Consider the following 19,544-nt stretch of genomic DNA (forward strand, 5'->3'; position numbering starts at 1 on the left):
AGCGTGGGAACGAGAGGAACACATGAGTAGCGATCTGTTAATCATCGGCGCCGGCATCCTCGGCCTGTCCCACGCCTACGCCGCCGCCAAACGCGGCCTAAAGGTCAAGGTCTTCGAGCGCAGCGCCACACCGCTGGGGGCCTCCGTGCGCAACTTCGGCCAGGCACTGGTCACCGGCCAACCCCCCGGGCCGATGCTTGATCTGGCGCAGGAAAGCCGTGATATCTGGGCGCACTGGGCACAGGTGGCCGGTATCCAGCTCAAGCGCAACGGCTCCTACCTGTTCGCCCGCACCGAAGCCGAAGAACATCTGCTGGAAGCCTTCTGCGCTGGCCGGGCGCAAGAACACGACTACAACGTCGAGCTGTTGCAAGGCGCGGCGATGAAAGACCTGTACGGCGGCCAGTTTCGCCATCACCGTGCCGCGCTGCATGGCAAGGATGATCAGCAACTGTATTCGCGCGAAGCGATCCCGGCGCTGATCAATTACCTGGCCCAGGAATTGAAGGTGCAGTTCTATTTCTCCACGCTGGTGCGCGACGTTGAGCCTGGTCAAGTACACACTACAGCGGGCAGCTTTCGCGGTGAGCAGGTCATCGTATGCTCCGGTCATGACTACCAAACCTTGTTGGCGGAGTCGATTGCCGGGCTCAACCCGAGCATCTGTCGCCTGCAAATGCTGCGCGCCCGGCCTGCGCTCAACCTGAACCTGCAACACGCATTGCTCACGGGCCTTAGTTGCGTGCACTACGGCGCGTTTGCCGACCTGCCGGAAGCTGCGCCAGTGCAGGCGCAGATCCTGCGCGAAGCGCCGCATTTGCAAGAGCACGGCATTCACTTGCTGATCAGCCCGACGCCCCATGGCGAGCTGATCATCGGCGACTCCCACGATTACGGCAGCGATGCATCACCGTTCAATGCCGAGCAAGTTGATGACTGGCTGATCGAGCTGGCGGAGCAGACGCTGGGCTGCAAAATCCAGGTGGTGGAACGCTGGCAGGGTGTGTATGGCTCACGCGGCCCGGCGCCGTTTTCATTCCTGCGTGCGGCGCCGGGCGTGAGCGCGGCGTTGATGCACTCCGGCGTAGGCATGAGCGTTGGCCCGGCGATGGCCGAGCGAAATATCACAGCATTGTGGGGAGACGCATCATGAATCCGGAACAGGCAATCGCCGAAGTCTTCGGCTTATACGAACAGCACGGCGCGGCCGATTACATCGGTGAGCCGGTGTCGCAGATCGAACATATGTCCCAGGCTGCGCAGCTCGCTATGGCCGAAGGCTTCGACGATGAGGTGGTGCTGGCGGCGTTTTTCCACGACATAGGGCATCTCTGCGGGCAGGGCGGTGAGAACATGGGCGGCTATGGCGTGGTCAGCCACGAACGCCTGGGTGCGGACTATTTGCGCCGCGCAGGCTTCAGCGAGCGCATGGCCAAACTGGTGGAGTACCACGTGCAAGCCAAACGCTACCTGACCTTCAGCCAGCCGGACTACTGCGCGCGCTTGAGTGAAGCCAGCCGCCGTACCCTGGGTTACCAGGGCGGTGTGATGACGGCCGAAGAGGCTCGGGCTTTTGAGCAAGATCCGCTTTGCGAGGTCAGCCTGCGCCTGCGTGATTGGGATGAGCAGGCCAAGCAAATGCACGTGCCTGTACTGGACTTGGAGGTATTAAAGTTCAAGGCTCGGCGGCTACTGACGTTGCCTTCATAAGAATGGCGTGATTCCGACCGATGACACGGACGCAGCGCATGGAGTCAATGTCCACGCACTCTGTAAGGTACGCCCTCTGATTAAGGGAGCGATTTAGATGCGTTATTTGAGAGTTGCCGTGAAGGATCAAAGTGCTAATGCTTTGGCGGATACCGTGGACCTTCTGTTTTTTCAACGCACGCCAAAGCTGCCGGATGAGCTGGTGCGCCAGGCCACAGCTGTCGACTTATCTGCGGATGGCCTGGTCGATTACCAGATCACCGGTGACATCGACGGCAATGGTGTCTCGGGGGAGAGGGACAGGGCGTTACTCAAGGATTTTGCCAATGCTGTATTGAAAGTGAATTGGCTCTGCCGTCCACCCATGCCCAACCGCTCGATCAACTTTTATGTGAGCCGTTTCACCGTCGCAGGCGACCCCGCCGAAGTTCGCTTGGATCTCTATCAGAACGAAAAACCCATGATTGAAAAACAGCGGCTGAAGTTCAGCGTCACCGCGTGCGATAGCCTCGGCATGGGCGTAATGCAACTGGATGACGAAGCGCTGCCTCTTGAGCTGTTCGACACCATGGATCTAAAGGCACTGCAATCAATGGCCAATCTGTATCTGAAGTTCAACTGGCGTTAAGGGGCGACACATGTCGAGCCTTCTTACAGCGGGCATCGACTGTGTGCGCTGGTGAGCGCACGAGGCATGAATTAGCTTTTCAGGAAACCTCCATGCGCTATTCACCCTTGCGATAACACCCCGGTGATATGGAACGCCGCCTATGACTTTGATAGTGACGGGGCGTTGGAGTGGAATATTCACTTCGATATTAACCGTGACGGCGTCACCAATGACGTCGACAAGGGCTTGGTGCAAGTGCTCGCCGATACGGTTTTGAAGTTCAATTGGTTTACTGACGACGAGGGATGTCCAGTATGAAGCGAGAGTCTGTGATGCGTTACTTGAAAGCCACCGCTCAGGACAGAAGCGGTAATGGCAAACCCGACATGGCGGTGTTGCAGTTTTTTCAGCGGGCCGACAACGACCCTGACGAGCTGGTGCATGAAGCCGTGGCCGTGGATATTACGGCTGACGGTGCTGCCGATATCCTGCTACCCGGCGATATCAACGCTGATGGCTATAAATCAGCGGAAGACAAAGTGTTGCTCAAGGCCTTTGTCGATACCTTTTTGAAGCAAGGCTGGTTTAACCCCGGCGATACCTGGCGGCGTTACTTGACGATGCACGTCAGTCACTGGGCGAAAGATGGTGTGCCCAATGCGATCAAGCTGAATTTTTACCAGTGCTGTTCACTACAGGGTAAACGCGCGCTGGTGTACAGCGCGGCTGGTTATGACGGCGACAGTGATGGGGTTCTGGAGTCATTTACCAACAGTGACTTGGATCGGGATGTTGTTGCTGACCACCGCGACAAACTTGCGATTAAGGTCTTGTGCAACGCTTTCCTCGCATTCGACTGGCATACACAACCCATCAAGACGGCTTAACCTCAGCCTCATTGAGTTTGGTCGCCAAGACTTCGACCTGCTCTTGGCGCTCGGCTTGGCTCAGCTTGGCGTGAGGGTTGAGCGACGACCATTGCGGATGGGCGCGCGCCTTATACAGCGCATCCGGCAACTTGCCTTCACGCCAGGTTTTGTCCTGCGGCGAGTCGACCTTGATGCTGTGCATCGCCGCATGGCCGCGCAGGTTCAGGGCCTTGAGCAATTGACGTTGGCGCAGGGCGAGCAGGCGCAGCACGCTGTCGTCGACGGTCAGCTCGCGCTGGCCCTTGAGCTTGCCCAGCAGGCGGCTGCCGTAACTGCGTGCAGTTTGCAGTGCGCCACCGGCAATGGCACCGGCGAGGGCGGCGGCGCCGAGGGTGAGACCGCCGACCAGCAGGTCCACACCCGCACCGGCTGCCGCGCCTGCGGCGATCCCGCCGCCGACCCGAACGCCGAGTTGTTTGAGGGTTTCGGGGTTGAACAGGTCATCGCCCCAGCGGCCATCCAGCAAGGGCAGGTCGCTGGCCGCGGCGTCCTGTGGTCGAAAACCGAATAGCTTGAGCAACGCCTCTACGCATTTCTGTTCGCGCTGGCGCACGGCTTTGCGCAAATCTGCGATGGCTTGCTGCTCATCTTCGGTGACCACACTGCGCCGGCATGCGGCGCAGTCGATCAATAATTCGGCGATCAAGCGCGCAGCGCTTTGCTGACGGGCCTGGCGTTGGGCTTGCTGATCGAGGATCAGGCGTTCCAATTGCGGCCGTGAGTTTTCCAGCAGCAGTGCCAGGCTTTCATACAAGCGGCGTTCGCCGTCTTCCGGCGGCGCCACGCTGTCGAAACGCACCAGCGCATGCAGGCCGAGGCGGGCCAGGGCTTCGCGCCAGTCCGGCTCGCGGTGGTCGTTGCTGCTGACGAAGTTGAGCACCGGCAGCAATGGCTTGCCGCAACTGGCCAGCACTTGCAGCTCGTCGCGGTACTTGGCCAGCACTGGTTCGCGGGCGTCGATCACGTACAAACCGGCGTCCGAGGCCAGCAGTTGCCGCAGCACTTTGGCCTCCTGTTCAAAACGCTGGCGGGCTTCGCTGCCTTCCAGGAACCGCGCCAGGCGAGCCGGGCCATCGAGGCGTTCGCCGGGTCGGTCCAGGCGTTCCAGGTAATCAAGCAACGCGATGGCATCTTCCAGGCCGGGCGTGTCGTACAGCTCCAGCAAGGCTTCGCCATCGACCGACAAACGCGCGCCTTCCACATGACGGGTGGTGCTGGGGCGATGGGAGACTTCGCCAAAGCCCACATCACGGGTCAACGTGCGCAGCAGCGAGGTTTTGCCGACGTTGGTGTGGCCGACCACGGCGAGCTTCAGCGGTTTAGTCATGACCGGTCTCCAGCCAGTTCAGCGGCGCACAGTCGGCGAACGGCAGCTCCAGCTGTTGCAGCGCGGCGTGCCAGTCGCCCAAGCGCTCGGCGTCCAGCGCCTGGCCGGGTGGCGCCTGCAACAGCCATACGCGGGTGGCAGTGGCGCTGCGGGCCAGCTCGGCGATCAACGCCAGGCTGCCACGATCCGGCGAGCGGCGCGGGTCACAGGCGATGGCCAGGCGTGCGGGCGGGAAGCGCGTGAGTTGTTCCAGCAGTTTGTTGCGCGATTCGCGGCTGTCGAGGATGCCAGCATTCTTGACGCTGCTTGGCAGCTTGGGCGGCCACGGGTGCTGATCGTCGAGTTCGATGGCCACCAGCAGGGCGCCGTGGCTTTCCAGTTCGCTGATGCCGCCTGTGACGTGATGCAACTGCTCGGGCGCGGCGTCATTCACGCCAAGTCGCTCGCTGCTCGGCATCAGGCGTTCGCGTAATTGGCTGTAGCCGGGCAGGTTGAGGTCCAGGCGCAATGCCGCGCGGCCGCGTTTCCAGCGCCACAGGCACAGCAGCGCGAGGAGCAATCGGGGCAGCAGGCCGTAAACCAGCAGCACGCCTACCAGCCACGCGGCCCAGGCCTGGCGGGCGCTTTCGATATTCAGGGCCGAGTCGCCGCTGGCGCGGATCATCTCCACCGTCGGCACATTAAAACCCAGCAAGGCGGGCAGGCTGCCGAGGGCTTGGGTGACGGCGACAAAAGTATCGGCGCCGAGGATGGTGGTTTCCCACACAAAACCGTAGCGCCGCGTGGCCAGCAGTGTCAGCAGAATCACCAAGGCGCTGAGCAATGCCAACAACCACAGGCTGTTGACCAGCACACCCACGGCCCAACGGTTGAGTTTCTGGCGCTGCAACAACAGCAACAAGGCTGGCGCCAATTGCGCGGCTTTGGCATCCCGGGCAAGTTTTTCGCTGAGCCACAACCACAGCCGCCCGAGGCTGGCGCTGTGTTCACCGGCAAACAGCAAGCCCAAGGCCCAGCTGATTAACAGGATCAGGTTCAAGCCGAGCAGGCTGCCCAAGGCCCAGAACACGTTCACCGGCGTCAGGCCGTTGCCCAAGGCGGCAAAGGCCAGCCCGGCGCCACTGATAACCGCGACCACCGCCAGCAGCACCAACGCCAAACGAGCGCCTTGCAGCCAGCGGGTGAGGGCGGCGGTCAGCCCATCGCGCTCGGCCAGGTGCAGGGCGCGCTGTTGGATGCGCGTCGCCAGGTCGCCACCGGCCGTGCGCGCCAGGCGGTTGGCTTCCAGGTCTTCCAAGGGGCCTGCGTGTTCTTCGCGCAGGCGCACGGTTTCGGTCAGCCAAAGTGTATGCAGCGGGTTCAGAGCAGTCACGCGCCGTCCTGTTGAGCAAGTGAGCTTGGAGCATAACCGCAGACTCGTGGCTCTGGTATTCTCGTCGGCATGAAAAAAACTCTCCCTTTAAGCCTGATCGCAGCCCTTGGTGAAAACCGGGTGATCGGCGTCGACAACAGCATGCCCTGGCATTTGCCGGGGGATTTTAAATATTTCAAGGCCACCACGCTCGGCAAGCCGATCATCATGGGGCGCAAGACCTGGGATTCCCTGGGCCGACCGTTGCCGGGGCGCTTGAACATTGTGGTCAGCCGTCAGACCGGCTTGGCGCTGGAAGGTGCGGAAGTTTTTCCGTCACTGGACGCGGCGGTTGAGCGGGCTGAAGCCTGGGCGCTGGAACAGGGCGTGGATGAGCTGATGCTGATCGGCGGTGCGCAGCTGTATGCGCAGGGGCTGGCGCAGGCGGATCGCCTGTATTTGACGCGGGTGGCGTTGAGCCCGGAAGGCGATGCATGGTTTCCGGCGTTTGATTTGAACCAGTGGAAGTTGGTGTCGAACGTCGAGAACCTGGCTGAAGGCGATAAGCCTGCCTACAACTTCGAAGTCTGGGAAAAAGCTTAAAAGCATCGCAGGCAAGCCAGCTCCCACAGTTGACCGATTTCTCCTGAGGAAACCGATTCAAGTGTGGGAGCTGGCTTACCTGCGATAGCGGTCTATCAGACCTGCGCTAATTCAGCATGCTCATCAGCATCCAGCAGCGCTTTATCCGTCTGCCCCATGATCTGGCTGGTAATCGCCCCGGCCGTCATCGAACCATTCACGTTCAACGCCGTGCGGCCCATGTCGATCAGCGGCTCCACGGAAATCAGCAGTGCTACCAGTGACACCGGCAAGCCCATCGCCGGCAGCACGATCAGCGCGGCAAAGGTCGCACCACCGCCCACGCCTGCCACACCGGCCGAACTCAAGGTCACAATCGCCACCAGCGTCGCGATCCACAGCGGGTCCAGCGGGTTGATGCCCACGGTCGGTGCAACCATCACCGCCAGCATGGCTGGGTAGAGACCGGCGCAACCGTTCTGGCCGATCGTCGCGCCAAACGAGGCGGCAAACCCGGCGATGGACTGCGGGATCCCCAGACGGCGGGTCTGCGCTTCAATGCTCAGCGGAATGGCTGCCGCACTGGAACGACTGGTGAAGGCAAACGTCAGTACCGGCCACACCTTGCGGAAGAACCGCAGCGGGTTGATCCCGGCCAGCGACAGCAATAGGCCGTGAACCACAAACATCAGCCCCAGAGCCAGATAAGACACCACTACAAAACTGCCGAGCTTGATGATGTCTTGCAGGTTGGAGCCGGCGACTACCTTGGTCATCAGCGCCAGCACGCCGTAGGGCGTCAGCTTCATCACCAGGCGCACCAGGCGCATGACCCAGGCTTGCAGGGTGTCGATGGCGTTGAGCACTTTCTGGCCTTTTTCCACGTCATCCTTGAGCAGTTGCAGCGCGGCAACCCCCAGGAATGCAGCGAAAATCACCACGCTGATGATCGACGTCGGCTTGGCGCGGGCCAGGTCGGCAAACGGGTTGGCCGGTACGAACGACAGCAGCAACTGCGGGATATTCAGGTCGGCCACCTTGCCTGCGTAATCACTCTGGATCACTTGCAGGCGTGCCATCTCCTGGGTGCCCGCCACCAGACCTTCGGCGGTCAAGCCGAACAGATTGGTCAGGCCGATACCGATCAGCGCCGCAATCGCGGTGGTGAACAGCAGCGTGCCGATGGTCAAAAAGCTGATCTTGCCCAGGGACGAGGCGTTATGCAGGCGCGCCACGGCACTGAGGATCGAGGCGAACACCAGCGGGATCACGATCATTTGCAGCAGTTGCACGTAGCCATTGCCGACCAGATCAAACCAACTGATCGAGGCCTTCAGCACCGGGTTGCCGTCGCCATAAATGGTGTGCAACACCGTGCCGAACACCACGCCCAATACGAGGGCAAACAGCACCTTCTTGGCGAGGCTCCAGTTCGTGCGACGGGTTTGTGCCAGGCCCAGCAACAGGGCCACGAACACCAGTAAGTTGAGAATCAGGGGCAGATTCATTGAAGCTCCGTTGAGAAGGCAGCCAATCGCGTGAGCCTGCGATTGCGAACCGGGAAGCCTAACAGTTTGAAATATATTGATTTAATACCAATATGGAATGGCGACTGTCGTTTTTGGAATAAGCATTTGGCGCTCAGGCACATGCCCTTGGCGTTATCACGACGCAAGCGGTCGTGCTCGGGCGATAACTGTCATACAGATTTGTTAGCGTCGGTGTCTTTCACTCAGGGAGAAAACGCTTATGAAGCTCGCGCCAAAACTACTTGCCGCCGCCTTCTGCCTCGGCCTCGTCAGCCAGGCATTTGCCGCCACAGAGTTGAAACACTGGCCGGCGCCGGCCGCCGAGCAACTGAACAAGATGATCGCCGCCAACGCCAACAAGGGTAACTTCGCGGTGTTCGACATGGACAACACCAGTTACCGCTACGACCTCGAAGAGTCCTTGCTGCCCTACATGGAAAACAAGGGCCTGATCACCCGCGAGAGCATGGACCCATCGCTGAAGCTGATGCCGTTCAAGGACACCGCCGACCACAAGGAAAGCCTGTTCAGCTACTACTACCGCCTTTGCGAAGTCGACGACATGGTCTGCTACCCATGGGTTGCGCAGATTTTCTCGGGCTTCACCCTCAAGGAACTCAAGGTCCAGGTGGACGAGCTGATGGCTTCCGGCAAGCCGGTGCCGGTCACCTACTTTGAAGGCGATGTGGTGAAGAAGTCTGAGGTGCAGCCGCCGAAAGTCTTCACCGGCCAGGCTGAGCTGTACAACAAGCTGATGGAAAACGGCATCGAGGTGTATGTGATGACCGCCGCCTCCGAGGAGTTGGTGCGTATGGTCGCCGCCGATCCGAAGTACGGCTACAACGTCAAACCCGAGAACGTCATCGGCGTGAGCACCTTGCTCAAGGATCGCAAGACCGGCGAACTGACCACTGCGCGTAAGCAGATCACTGCGGGCAAATATGACGAGAAGGCCAACCTCGGCCTGGAACTGACGCCGTACTTATGGACCCCGGCAACCTGGATGGCCGGCAAGCACGCAGCGATCCTGACCTACATCGACGAGTGGAAAAAACCGGTGATCGTCGGCGGTGACACACCGACCAGCGACGGTTACATGCTATTCCACGATGTGGACGTGGCCAAGGGTGGCATTCACTTGTGGATCAACCGCAAGGACAAATACATGACCCAGCTCAACGGCATGATGGCCAAGCACGCGGCTGCTCAGGCCAAGGAAGGCTTGCCGGTGACGGCGGACAAGAACTGGGTGATCGTCAAGCCGGACGAAATCCAGTAACGCGGTCAGTGTGGGAGCTGGCTTGCCTGCGATAGCGATCGGTCAGGCTCAGAGAGGCAAGCTGACACGCCGCCATCGCAGGCAAGCCAGCTCCCACAGTTGATCTCTGTTGTCTGGGGAGTTTTATTCAGGCAAAAAAATGCCCCGCACGTGGCGGGGCTTTTTTATGCGCGGGGCTTACAGGCCGTCGAGCATCGCCTTGTTACGCACAGCACCTTTGTCGGCACTGGTGGCCAGCAGGGCGTAAGCCTTCAACGCGGTGGTGACTTTGCGCGGACGCTTCTCCACCGGTTTCCAGCCTTTCTTGTCCTGCTCAACCCGGCGTGCCGCCAGTTCTTCGTCGCTGATCAACAGGTTGATCGAGCGGTTCGGAATGTCGATCAGCACCTTGTCGCCGTCCTGCACCAGACCAATCGCGCCACCGGCAGCGGCTTCTGGCGAAGCGTGGCCGATCGAGAGGCCCGAGGTGCCGCCAGAAAAGCGGCCGTCGGTCAGCAAGGCGCAAGCTTTGCCCAGGCCTTTGGATTTCAGGTAAGACGTCGGGTAGAGCATCTCCTGCATACCCGGGCCGCCTTTCGGGCCTTCGTAGCGGATGATCACGATGTCGCCTTCTTTCACTTCGTCGGCGAGGATGCCGCGTACCGAGCTGTCCTGGCTTTCGTAGATCTTGGCGCGGCCTTCGAACACGTGGATGGATTCATCCACACCGGCGGTTTTCACCACGCAGCCGTCCAGCGCGATGTTGCCGTACAGCACGGCCAGGCCGCCTTCTTGCGAGTAGGCGTGCTCGACACTGCGGATGCAGCCGTTTTCACGGTCGTCATCCAGGGTTTCCCAACGGGTCGACTGGCTGAACGCGGTCTGGGTCGGGATACCCGCCGGGCCAGCCTTGAAGAAGTGATGCACCGCTTCGTCGTCAGTCTGGGTGATGTCCCACTTGGCGATGCCTTCGGCCAGGGATTTGCTGTGCACAGTCGGCAGGTCGGTGTGCAACAGTCCGCCACGGGCCAGCGAGCCAAGAATCGAGAAGATCCCGCCGGCGCGGTGCACGTCTTCCATGTGGTACTTCTGGATATTCGGCGCGACTTTGCACAGTTGCGGCACATGACGGGACAGGCGGTCGATGTCGCGCAGGTCGAAGTCGATCTCGGCTTCTTGCGCTGCGGCCAGCAAGTGCAGGATGGTGTTGGTGGAACCGCCCATGGCGATGTCCAGGGTCATGGCGTTCTCGAACGCCTTGAAGTTGGCGATATTGCGCGGCAACACCGACTCATCGTTCTCGGTGTAGTAACGCTTGCACAGCTCGACGATGGTGCGGCCAGCCTGCAGGAACAGCTGTTCGCGGTCGCTGTGGGTGGCCAGGGTGGAACCGTTGCCCGGCAAGGCCAGGCCCAGGGCTTCGACCAGGCAGTTCATCGAGTTGGCGGTGAACATGCCGGAGCACGAACCGCAGGTCGGGCAGGCGCTGCGTTCGTATTCCGCGACCTTCTCGTCAGAAGCGCTGGAATCGGCGGCGATGACCATGGCGTCGACCAGGTCGAGGCCGTGGGAGGCGAGCTTGGTCTTGCCGGCTTCCATCGGGCCGCCGGAGACGAAGATCACCGGGATGTTCAGGCGCAGGGCGGCCATCAGCATGCCGGGGGTGATCTTGTCGCAGTTCGAGATGCAGACGATGGCGTCGGCGCAGTGGGCGTTGACCATGTATTCCACGGAGTCGGCAATGATCTCGCGGCTCGGCAGCGAATACAGCATGCCGTCATGGCCCATGGCGATGCCGTCATCCACGGCGATGGTGTTGAATTCCTTGGCGACGCCACCGGCGCGTTCGATCTCGCGGGCGACCAGCTGGCCCAGGTCCTTGAGGTGGACGTGGCCCGGTACGAACTGGGTAAAGGAGTTGGCAATCGCGATGATCGGCTTCTTGAAGTCGTCATCTTTCATCCCCGTGGCACGCCACAGTGCGCGCGCGCCGGCCATATTGCGGCCGTGGGTGGATGTTTTCGAGCGGTAATCTGGCATGGAGCACTCCGGGCGGCTAATCAAGTACTAAAGGGAAGTGAGCTTCTATTGACGTATGGAGCACTCAGAAAATGGCCGTGTGTCCAAACGTTGCCACTCGCGTCGCGGGATCGCCGCGTGCCTGGGCCTCGAGCTCATAAACCCGCCGGGGGATGACTGGCGATGAATAAGGCCGATTCTACACCGCTGGCGGCTGGAGGGAATGACCGTCTGTGGCGAGGGCGCTTGCTAGCGACCCACACGTGCATTCGCCACCCAACCCCACAGGCTGAAAACGATGAAGCTTACGGCGATGGTCATCAGCAAATGGTTGCCGGTCTGCGCGAGGGCGGCGCTGCTGATGGCCGCGGTCAGGAACATGATGCTGTTGCCCGCCGACGCCGCCGTGCCCGCGCTGCTGGAAAACAGCAGCATCGCCGCCGAAATCGCGGCAGGCCGCACAAGGGTGACGGCCAGGGCACTGATCAGCATCGGGATCAGCAGAGTCAGGGGGGTGATGGCCTCAACGCTGATAATCAGCGTTAACAAAATGCCGGCCACCAGCAGCAATCCCAGCCCGATATTGATTTGCCGGGACAGCGAGATGCGCTTCTGCAAGTACGATGCCGCGACGCCACCGAGCAGGTAGGCCACGCCGTACACCATCAACACCAGTGCGTATTGGTATTCGGACAGTTTCAACGCATCCATGAAAATCAGCGGCGTCACGCTGATCAAGGCGAAATAGCAGGCGAACACCAGCGCGGCGATCCACCAGTAGCGCAGGAAGTCGCGGTTGCCAGCGACGGCTCTGAGCGTACCGATGATTGATACCGGCGCGCGGTGCGGGCTGGCGGCCTTGGACGGCAGGATGCAGAGCGCATGGATCAACATGCCCAGTGCCATTAGCGCAAAGCCGTAGAAGCTGCCTTGCCAGTCGAAGGTGGTTTGCAGCCAGGAGCCGATCAGCGGCGAGAGCGCCACAAACGAACCGCTAAGGGTCATGTAATACAGGCGTACGCGGGCGCGGTCCTGTTCTTCGAACAGGTCTTCGACCAGCGCATGGCCCAGTACGAAAAAAACGCAGCCCATGGCCTGCACGCAGCGAAACAGCAGGAAGGTCAGGTAGTCGGACGCGAACGCGCAACCCATCGCGCCGAGGATCGACAGCGTAATGCAGCCGCTCAGCACTTCCTTGCGGCCCCATTTATCCGACAGCGGGCCTGCAATCAATTGGGAAATTGAAAACACCAGCGTGAACAGACTGATCGACAGTGCGATTTCTGCGGTAGGTGTGTCGAACCTGGCAGCCAGCGCAGGAAAAGAGGGCAGCAGAATGTTAATCGGGAAGAAACTGATCAGGGAAATGCAGGTGATGAGGATGAAGCGGGAGAGGTAGGGCCCAGACATTGTTTTTGTTTTCCGGAGTAATTCCAGAAACCGATACTAGTCTGCGAAATGTGGAATTCAATCAAAACCGTTGAAGGACGGTTTGTGTCGGAAAATGTGGGAGCGGGCTTGCCCGCGATGGCTGAGTGTCAGTCAACAAACTCGTCAACAGGTCCACCGCTATCGCAGGCAAGCCAGCTCCCACATTTGATCTGCGTGTTACTTAGCTATTAGGCAACAACCGGCAGGTAATGCTCTTGATGTAGCGCGTTTCGGCAATCGCCGGGTGCACCGGGTGATCCGGGCCCTGGCCGCCGCGTTCGAGCATCTGGATGTTGCGGTCCAGGTGACGGGCGCTGGTCAGCAGGATGTTCTGCAGGTCGTCTTCCGGCAGGTGCATGGAGCACGATGCGCTGACCAGAATGCCGTCCTTGCTGAGCAGGCGCATGGCTTGCTCGTTCAGGCGGCGGTAGGCGCCTTCGCCGTTTTTCATGTCTTTTTTGCGTTTGATGAAGGCCGGTGGGTCGGCGACGATCACGTCGAAACGTTCTTCGCTGGCTTTCAGCTCTTTGAGGGCTTCGAATACGTCGCCTTCGATGCAGGTCATTTTCTCGGCAACACCGTTCAGTGCGGCGTTGCGCTCTACGCCGTCGAGGGCGAAGGCGGAGGCGTCGACGCAGAACACTTCACTGGCGCCGAACGCTGCAGCTTGCACGCCCCAGCCGCCAATGTAGCTGTACAGGTCGAGTACGCGTTTGCCTTTGGCGTACGGGGCCAGGCGGGCGCGGTTCATGCGGTGGTCGTAGAACCAGCCGGTTTTCTGGCCCTGGATCACCGGGGCTTCGAATTTCACGCCGTTTTCTTCCAGCGCCACCCACTCCGGCACCAGGCCGAACACGGTTTCGACGTAGCGGTTGAGGCCTTCGGCGTCACGCGCGGCGGAGTCGTTCTTGAACAGGATGCCGCTTGGCTTGAGCACTTGGGTCAGGGCAGCGATCACGTCTTCTTTGTGCGCTTCCATGGTCGCCGAGGCGATTTGTACTACAAGGATGTCACCGAAACGGTCGACGACCAGGCCCGGCAACAGGTCGGAATCACCGTAGACCAGGCGGTAGAACGGCTTGTCGAACAGGCGATCACGCAGGGACAGGGCGACGTTGATGCGGTGCACCAGCAGCGATTTGTCCAGCGGCAACTTGATGTCGCGTGACAGCAGGCGGGCGCAGATCAGGTTGTTCGGGCTCATGGCCACGATGCCCAGGGTCTTGCCGCCAGCCGCTTCCAGGATAGCCTGGTCGCCTGCCTGGAAGCCGTGAAGAGGTGTGGCGGCCACATCGATTTCGTTGCTGTAGACCCACAGGTGGCCGTTGCGCAAACGACGATCGGCGTTGGCTTTGAGACGCAGGCTAGGCAGGGACATGACGTCGCTCCGGAAAAAAGAGCGGGAGTATACCCTGTTGCGCCGTTATTCATGTGGGAGCTGGCTTGCCTGCGATGCAGGCGATTCGGTGTATCTGACGTACGGTGGTGATGCAATCGCAGGCAAGCCAGCTCCCACACAAGCCCAGAGCCCACATTCAATCCGGTTTTTGAGGTGTCGGTCAGGTTCCCATAGAGGTTAGAATTCGCGCCTAGTCCAGAGTGTGTATTTATGTCCCCAGAGCTTTCCGCCGAGCAGATCCAGCAGGCCCTGCAAGGCATCAGCGTGCCGCCTCAACCGCAAATCATGGTGGATTTGCAGATGGAGCAATACATGCCCGACCCGGACCTGGAAGTGATCGCGCGGCTGATCTCCCAGGATCCAGGCCTGTCTGGTGCGCTGCTGAAGATCGTCAACTCGCCGTATTACGGCCTGAGCAACAAGATCGCCTCGATCCAGCGCGCGGTGAACCTGCTGGGCAGCCGCTCGATCATCAACCTGATCAACGCGCAGTCGATCAAGGGCGAGATGAGCGACGACACCATCGTCACCCTCAACCGCTTCTGGGACACCGCCCAGGACGTGGCCATGACCTGCCTGACCCTGGCCAAGCGCACCGGCTCGCAAACGGTCGACGAGGCCTATGCCTTGGGCCTGTTCCACGACTGCGGCGTGCCGCTGATGCTCAAGCGCTTCCCCAATTACATGGCGGTGCTGGAGCAGGCTTACGCCAATGCCGGCCCGGATTGCCGGGTGGTCGACACCGAGAACAACGCGTTCAACACCAACCATGCCGTGGTGGGTTACTACACCGCCAAATCCTGGCGCCTGCCGGAGCATGTGACCGACGCCATCGCCAACCACCACAACGCCCTGGCGATTTTCAGCGATGAGTCGTCGCGCAACCCGCAACTTAAAAACCTGTTGGCGATCCTCAAGATGGCCGAGCACATCTGCTCGTCCCACCGCGTGCTGGGCAACCAATCGGCGGACCATGAGTGGGATGCCATCGGGCATCTGGTGCTGGATTACGTGGGCCTGTCGGACTACGACTTTGAAAGCCTGAAGCTATCGATCCGCGAACTGGGCGCGCACTGACCCTTTAATCAAGAGGTACACATGCCCGAGTTACCCGAAGTCGAAACCACCCGGCGCGGGATTGCGCCGCATTTGGAAGGCCAACGCGTCAGCCGTGTGGTGGTGCGTGAACGGCGCCTGCGCTGGCCGATCCCGGAAGACCTGGATGTGCGCCTGTCCGGGCAGCGCATCGTGCTGGTGGAGCGGCGGGCTAAGTACCTGTTGATCAATGCCGAAGTGGGCACGTTGATCAGCCATTTGGGTATGTCGGGCAATTTGCGCCTGGTGGAAGTCGGCTTGCCAGCGCTCAAGCATGAGCATGTGGACATTGAGCTGGAGTCGGGCCTGGCGCTGCGCTATACCGACCCGCGGCGTTTTGGCGCGATGCTCTGGAGCCAGGACCCGCACAACCACGAACTGTTGCTGCGCCTGGGGCCGGAGCCGTTGACCGACCTGTTTGATGGCGAGCGTCTGTTCCAGCTGTCGCGTGGCAAGTCGATAGCGGTGAAGCCGTTCATCATGGACAACGCGGTGGTGGTGGGCGTGGGCAATATCTACGCGACCGAAGCTTTGTTTGCGGCAGGGATAGATCCGCGCCGGGCTGCGGGTGGTATCTCGCGCGGGCGTTATTTGAAGCTGGCGATCGAGATCAAGCGCGTGCTGGCGGCAGCTATCGAGCGTGGTGGCACCACGTTGCGGGACTTTATCGGCGGTGATGGGCAACCGGGGTATTTCCAGCAGGAGCTGTACGTCTACGGCCGGGGCGGTGAGGCGTGCAAGGTCTGCGGGAGCGAGTTGCGCAATGTGGTGCTGGGGCAGCGGGCGAGTGTGTTTTGCCCCAAGTGCCAGAGCTGAGTGTCGGGTGATGGCTGATGTCGCCATCGCAGGCAAGCCAGCTCCCACATTTGGATGTATTCACCACTCTAAATGTGGGAGCTGGCTTGCCTGCGATGAGGCCTTTACAGGCAATAAATAACTTCAGGCCTTGCCGGTAATCAACCGGTACTTGGCCATCAACTGCTCTTCCGTTTCCGGATGGGCTTCATCCAGCGGAATGCAATCCACCGGGCACACTTGCTGGCACTGAGGCTCGTCGTAGTGACCGACGCACTGGGTGCACAGGTTGGGGTCGATCACGTAGATCTCTTCGCCCTGGGAAATCGCAGCGTTCGGGCACTCGGGTTCGCAGACGTCGCAGTTGATGCAATCGTCGGTGATGATCAGGGACATGGAAACTCCTGCCAGGGCTGTCAGCCAGGGCATCTGAAAACTAATGCGTGCAATTGTGCCGCATTGGCGCCCGCAGTGCGAGCGTGTGGCAAGCCCGAATATCGGTCGCTGTCTCTGTGGCGAGGGAGCTTGCTCCCGTAGGGCCGCGCAGCGGCCCCGCTGTGCTGGAAACGATTGGGACTGCTGCGCAGTCCAGCGGGAGCAAGCTCCCTCGCCACAAAGAGCCTTACTTCTTGAAGCGCAGGGTCAGCGCATCGGCTACGGCCGGATGCACGAACTTGGTGATATCTCCGCCCAAAGCGGCAATTTCACGCACCAACGTCGAGGAAATGAACGAGTAACGTTCCGACGGCGTAAGAAACAGGCTTTCCACGTCCGGCGCCAGTTGGCGGTTCATGTTGGCCAGCTGGAATTCGTATTCGAAGTCCGACACAGCGCGCAGGCCACGCAGGAACACATTGGCGTTCTGCTCTTTGGCAAAGTGCGCCAGCAACGTCGAAAAGCCCACCACTTCCACGTTGGGCAGGTGCTTGGTGACCTCACGCGCCAGCTCTACGCGCTGTTCCAAGGGGAACAGTGGGTTTTTCTTGGGGCTGGCGGCGACCGCGATGATCACATGGTCGAACAAGCGAGACGCACGTTCGACCAGATCGCCATGGCCTTTGGTAATCGGGTCGAAGGTACCTGGGTACAACACTCGGTTCATCGCGTCGTCCTGGCGGAGTCCGTTGGGGAACCGGATGGTATCGCAGCATTCCCGGTGGGCCAAGTCGACTTATGTAGATAGATACCGTGAATACCCGGTTTTTTCATGCTGTTTTCAGACGTTCGGCCAATGCTGTCGCCAGTTGCGCGGTCAACCCGTACACCGATAATTGTGGGTTGGCGCCAATGCTGGTGGGGAACAGCGAGCCGTCGTGGATCGACAGGTTACGCAATTGATGATGACGGCCGAGGCTGTCGGCCACCGCGTTTTTCGGGTCCTCGCCCATGGCGCAACCGCCCATCACATGGGCGCTGCCCAGCGTGGTGCGGTGCAGTTCCAGGCTCAGCCCGTCGATCAGGCTGCGTGCTTCGGCCAGGGTATTTACGTAGCGTGCATCATGATGCAGCGGCTTGACCGACTTGGCGCCCGCCGCGAACTGAATCTCGGCCATGGTATGAAACGCACGGCGCAGGCCGTCCCAGGCGTAGTCCGAGACCTGATAGTCGAGCACCGGTGTGCCGTCGCCACGTAATTCCACCGTGCCGCCGGGGCTGTCGGGGTGAAAGCCGTCGCGCAGCAGGGCGAGCATGGCGTGGGTGTGGGGCAACTGACTCATGTCCAGCGCATTCCCGGTGCCATAGCCTCCGAACAGGGTGCTGGCCAGGCCTGGATGCAGCGGCGGCGCCTCCAATTTGTAAGACATCTTGCCGGTGGTGCCGTCCTGCCACTGGAAGTGGTCGGAATAGATCGACTGCGGAGCGCCATAGAACGGATTGATCACCTCGTCGAACTGCCCCGCGGAGAAATTCACCAGGTGCAGGAAGGTACGCTTGCCCAGCCGCGAATGCGGGTCGGGCGCGTCCGAGCGCATCAACAGCGCCGGGCTGTTGATGCCACCACCCGCGAGCACGTAATGCTTGGCCTTGACCGTGATCTTGCGCCCGGTAGGCGCCACGCAACGCTCATCCATGGCCACGCATTCAAGGCTGCTGATGGTGTCGCCGCTGTATTTCAGGTGTTCGGCGCGGGCGAGGTAGAGCAGTTCGCCGCCCTTTTCCAGGGTGGAGGGAATGGTGGTCACCAACATCGATTGCTTGGCGTTGACCGGGCACCCCATGCCGCAGTAACCCAGGTTGAAGCAGCCGCGCACGTTGCGCGGGATCACGTGCCAGCTATAGCCGAGCTTTTCGCAGCCTTTGCGGATCACATCATTGTTGGCATTCGGTGGAATGGCCCAAGGGGCGATGCCCAGGCGCTGTTCCATTTTTTCGAACCACGGCGCCATTTCTGCGCTGCTGTGGCCCTTGACTGCATATTCACTGGCCCAGTGGGCGAGGGTGGCATCGGGTGTGCGAAAGCTCGAGGTCCAGTTGATCAGCGTGGTGCCACCGACGGCACGGCCCTGCAGGATAGTAATCGCGCCGTCCTTGCTCATGCGGCCGATGCCTTCCTGGTAGAGGCTGGCGTAGGCTTCGTCTTCGAGCAGCTTGAAGTCGCTGCTGGTCTTGAGCGGGCCTTCTTCGATCAGCAGCACTTTGTAGCCCGCAGCACTGAGGATCTCGGCAGTGGTGCCGCCACCCGCGCCACTGCCGATAATGGCCACATCGGCTTCCAGGGTCAGGTCATTGCTGAGGGCGGCGCCATTGTGGGTTTTCCAGCCACGGGCCAGGCCATCGCGGAACAGATCGGGTACGGGCATAGAAGTGCACTCTTATTTTTATACGAAGTTGCATTCAGTGTGGGAGCTGGCTTGCCTGCGATGGCGGTCTGCCTGCCTTTCATTTCTGGCTGATACACCGCTATCGCAGGCGAGCCAGCTCCCACATGTTTGATTGGGTTGCCAGGGCTAGATCTTCGGTGGGCCGGGGTAGCCGCAATGCGCCCAGGATTGTGGCCGGAAGTACCAGGCCATGATCACCAGCTTGAGCAGCGAGCCCTGGCCCATGCGCAGCAGGTTCAGGTAGCTGTTCTCCCAGCGGTGCAGGAAGTTGCGGATCTGATCGCTGCTGGCGTTTTCCCAACTGCCCCAAATGCCGGTCAACGGGCCACGGGTGATGCCCATGCTCAGCACGTCGAACAGTTGCTGGGTGAGCTTGAACATCTCCGGCGACAGGTTTTGCAGGCTGTAGTCGAGTTTTTTCAGGGTGTCTTCGATACCGGCGACCACGTCCTGGGCGCTGGCCGCGCCTTCGAGCAACACCGGGATGATTGCGCGCAAAAACGGCAAGTCGCTGCTGCGCAGCATGGCAAAGCCACTGGCCGGGGTGCTGCTGGAGCAGCCGCTGAGGCTGGCCCCCAAGCCGGCGGTGGCCAGGAATGCGCTGGCGCACAGGCCGATTTTCAGAACGCCGCGCCGTGACAGCGCGGGTGTTTCAGTCAGGCTAGGGTTCATTGTTATTGTTATCCC

General features: G+C 60.7%; 18 protein-coding genes. 8 read left to right on the forward strand and 10 right to left on the reverse strand.

Annotated elements, in window-relative coordinates:
* Positions 1–22 precede the first annotated feature (22 nt).
* From HBO23_RS05465 to HBO23_RS05480, 4 genes are all read left to right on the forward strand, one after another.
* Positions 23–1,153 carry a TIGR03364 family FAD-dependent oxidoreductase gene (locus tag HBO23_RS05465; RefSeq protein ID WP_170036788.1) on the forward strand — a complete coding sequence of 377 codons (1,131 nt, stop codon included), beginning with the start codon at positions 23–25 and terminating at the stop codon, positions 1,151–1,153.
* The gene (locus tag HBO23_RS05470) at positions 1,150–1,710 is read left to right on the forward strand and encodes a phosphonate degradation HD-domain oxygenase (RefSeq protein ID WP_017139488.1); all 561 of its coding nucleotides are present in this window, start codon (positions 1,150–1,152) and stop codon (positions 1,708–1,710) included. Before HBO23_RS05465 ends, HBO23_RS05470 begins: the two co-directional genes overlap by 4 nt.
* Before the next feature lie 97 nt (positions 1,711–1,807).
* On the forward strand, positions 1,808–2,338 hold the full coding sequence (locus tag HBO23_RS05475) for a hypothetical protein (RefSeq protein ID WP_017139487.1): 531 nt from the start codon (positions 1,808–1,810) through the stop codon (positions 2,336–2,338).
* A 314-nt stretch (positions 2,339–2,652) separates the two neighbouring features.
* On the forward strand, positions 2,653–3,207 hold the full coding sequence (locus tag HBO23_RS05480; protein WP_170036790.1) for a hypothetical protein: 555 nt from the start codon (positions 2,653–2,655) through the stop codon (positions 3,205–3,207).
* Here HBO23_RS05480 and HBO23_RS05485 read toward each other — a convergent pair.
* Both HBO23_RS05485 and HBO23_RS05490 read right to left on the reverse strand, forming a co-directional pair.
* Positions 3,194–4,576: a DUF3482 domain-containing protein gene (locus tag HBO23_RS05485; protein ID WP_170036792.1), complete on the reverse strand. Its 1,383-nt coding sequence runs from the start codon at positions 4,574–4,576 to the stop codon at positions 3,194–3,196. The two genes, HBO23_RS05480 and HBO23_RS05485, sit on opposite strands and share 14 nt — an antisense overlap.
* Complete coding sequence (locus HBO23_RS05490; RefSeq protein WP_170036794.1) at positions 4,569–5,948, reverse strand: DUF2868 domain-containing protein; 1,380 nt, start codon at positions 5,946–5,948, stop codon at positions 4,569–4,571. The genes HBO23_RS05485 and HBO23_RS05490 overlap by 8 nt, the downstream gene beginning before the upstream one ends.
* Before the next feature lie 69 nt (positions 5,949–6,017).
* On the opposite strand from HBO23_RS05490, the gene HBO23_RS05495 reads away from it, so the two are divergent.
* Positions 6,018–6,530, forward strand: a complete 513-nt coding sequence (locus tag HBO23_RS05495; RefSeq protein ID WP_017139482.1) for a dihydrofolate reductase — start codon at positions 6,018–6,020, stop codon at positions 6,528–6,530.
* Between the two features lie 95 nt (positions 6,531–6,625).
* Here the strand turns inward: HBO23_RS05495 and HBO23_RS05500 are convergent, their stop codons facing one another.
* Positions 6,626–8,017 carry an L-cystine transporter gene (locus HBO23_RS05500; RefSeq protein WP_017139481.1) on the reverse strand — a complete coding sequence of 464 codons (1,392 nt, stop codon included), beginning with the start codon at positions 8,015–8,017 and terminating at the stop codon, positions 6,626–6,628.
* 241 nt (positions 8,018–8,258) lie between these two features.
* Between HBO23_RS05500 and HBO23_RS05505 the strand changes: the two genes are divergently transcribed.
* On the forward strand, positions 8,259–9,317 hold the full coding sequence (locus tag HBO23_RS05505) for a hypothetical protein (protein ID WP_017139480.1): 1,059 nt from the start codon (positions 8,259–8,261) through the stop codon (positions 9,315–9,317).
* A gap of 177 nt (positions 9,318–9,494) precedes the next feature.
* Here HBO23_RS05505 and ilvD read toward each other — a convergent pair whose 3' ends face one another.
* The 3 genes from ilvD to HBO23_RS05520 all read right to left on the reverse strand — a co-directional run bounded on the left by ilvD (position 9,495) and on the right by HBO23_RS05520 (position 14,124).
* Positions 9,495–11,336: a dihydroxy-acid dehydratase gene (gene ilvD, locus HBO23_RS05510; RefSeq protein WP_017139479.1), complete on the reverse strand. Its 1,842-nt coding sequence runs from the start codon at positions 11,334–11,336 to the stop codon at positions 9,495–9,497.
* Between the two features lie 228 nt (positions 11,337–11,564).
* Entirely contained in the window at positions 11,565–12,725 is a 1,161-nt protein-coding gene (locus HBO23_RS05515) for an MFS transporter (protein WP_170036796.1), read from the reverse strand.
* 202 nt (positions 12,726–12,927) lie between these two features.
* Entirely contained in the window at positions 12,928–14,124 is a 1,197-nt protein-coding gene (locus HBO23_RS05520; protein ID WP_003213799.1) for a class I SAM-dependent rRNA methyltransferase, read from the reverse strand.
* A 285-nt stretch (positions 14,125–14,409) separates the two neighbouring features.
* On the opposite strand from HBO23_RS05520, the gene HBO23_RS05525 reads away from it, so the two are divergent.
* The gene (locus HBO23_RS05525) at positions 14,410–15,222 is read left to right on the forward strand and encodes an HDOD domain-containing protein (RefSeq protein WP_169987622.1); all 813 of its coding nucleotides are present in this window, start codon (positions 14,410–14,412) and stop codon (positions 15,220–15,222) included.
* Between the two features lie 21 nt (positions 15,223–15,243).
* Entirely contained in the window at positions 15,244–16,056 is an 813-nt protein-coding gene (gene mutM / locus HBO23_RS05530; RefSeq protein WP_099550323.1) for a bifunctional DNA-formamidopyrimidine glycosylase/DNA-(apurinic or apyrimidinic site) lyase, read from the forward strand.
* A gap of 123 nt (positions 16,057–16,179) precedes the next feature.
* On the opposite strand, the gene HBO23_RS05535 is transcribed toward mutM, so the two are convergent.
* From HBO23_RS05535 to HBO23_RS05550, 4 genes are all read right to left on the reverse strand, one after another.
* Positions 16,180–16,431, reverse strand: coding sequence for a YfhL family 4Fe-4S dicluster ferredoxin (locus HBO23_RS05535; RefSeq protein WP_017139475.1), 252 nt, complete (start codon positions 16,429–16,431; stop codon positions 16,180–16,182).
* A gap of 226 nt (positions 16,432–16,657) precedes the next feature.
* Positions 16,658–17,137, reverse strand: coding sequence for a pantetheine-phosphate adenylyltransferase (coaD, locus tag HBO23_RS05540; RefSeq protein ID WP_003176711.1), 480 nt, complete (start codon positions 17,135–17,137; stop codon positions 16,658–16,660).
* A 103-nt stretch (positions 17,138–17,240) separates the two neighbouring features.
* Positions 17,241–18,836: a GMC family oxidoreductase gene (locus tag HBO23_RS05545; protein ID WP_017139474.1), complete on the reverse strand. Its 1,596-nt coding sequence runs from the start codon at positions 18,834–18,836 to the stop codon at positions 17,241–17,243.
* A gap of 147 nt (positions 18,837–18,983) precedes the next feature.
* Positions 18,984–19,529: a hypothetical protein gene (locus HBO23_RS05550; protein WP_017139473.1), complete on the reverse strand. Its 546-nt coding sequence runs from the start codon at positions 19,527–19,529 to the stop codon at positions 18,984–18,986.
* Between the last annotated feature and the right edge of the window lie 15 nt (positions 19,530–19,544).

Source organism: Pseudomonas sp. WS 5532 (assembly GCF_012985445.1).
In the GTDB taxonomy this organism is placed as follows: Bacteria; Pseudomonadota; Gammaproteobacteria; order Pseudomonadales; family Pseudomonadaceae; genus Aquipseudomonas; species Aquipseudomonas edaphica.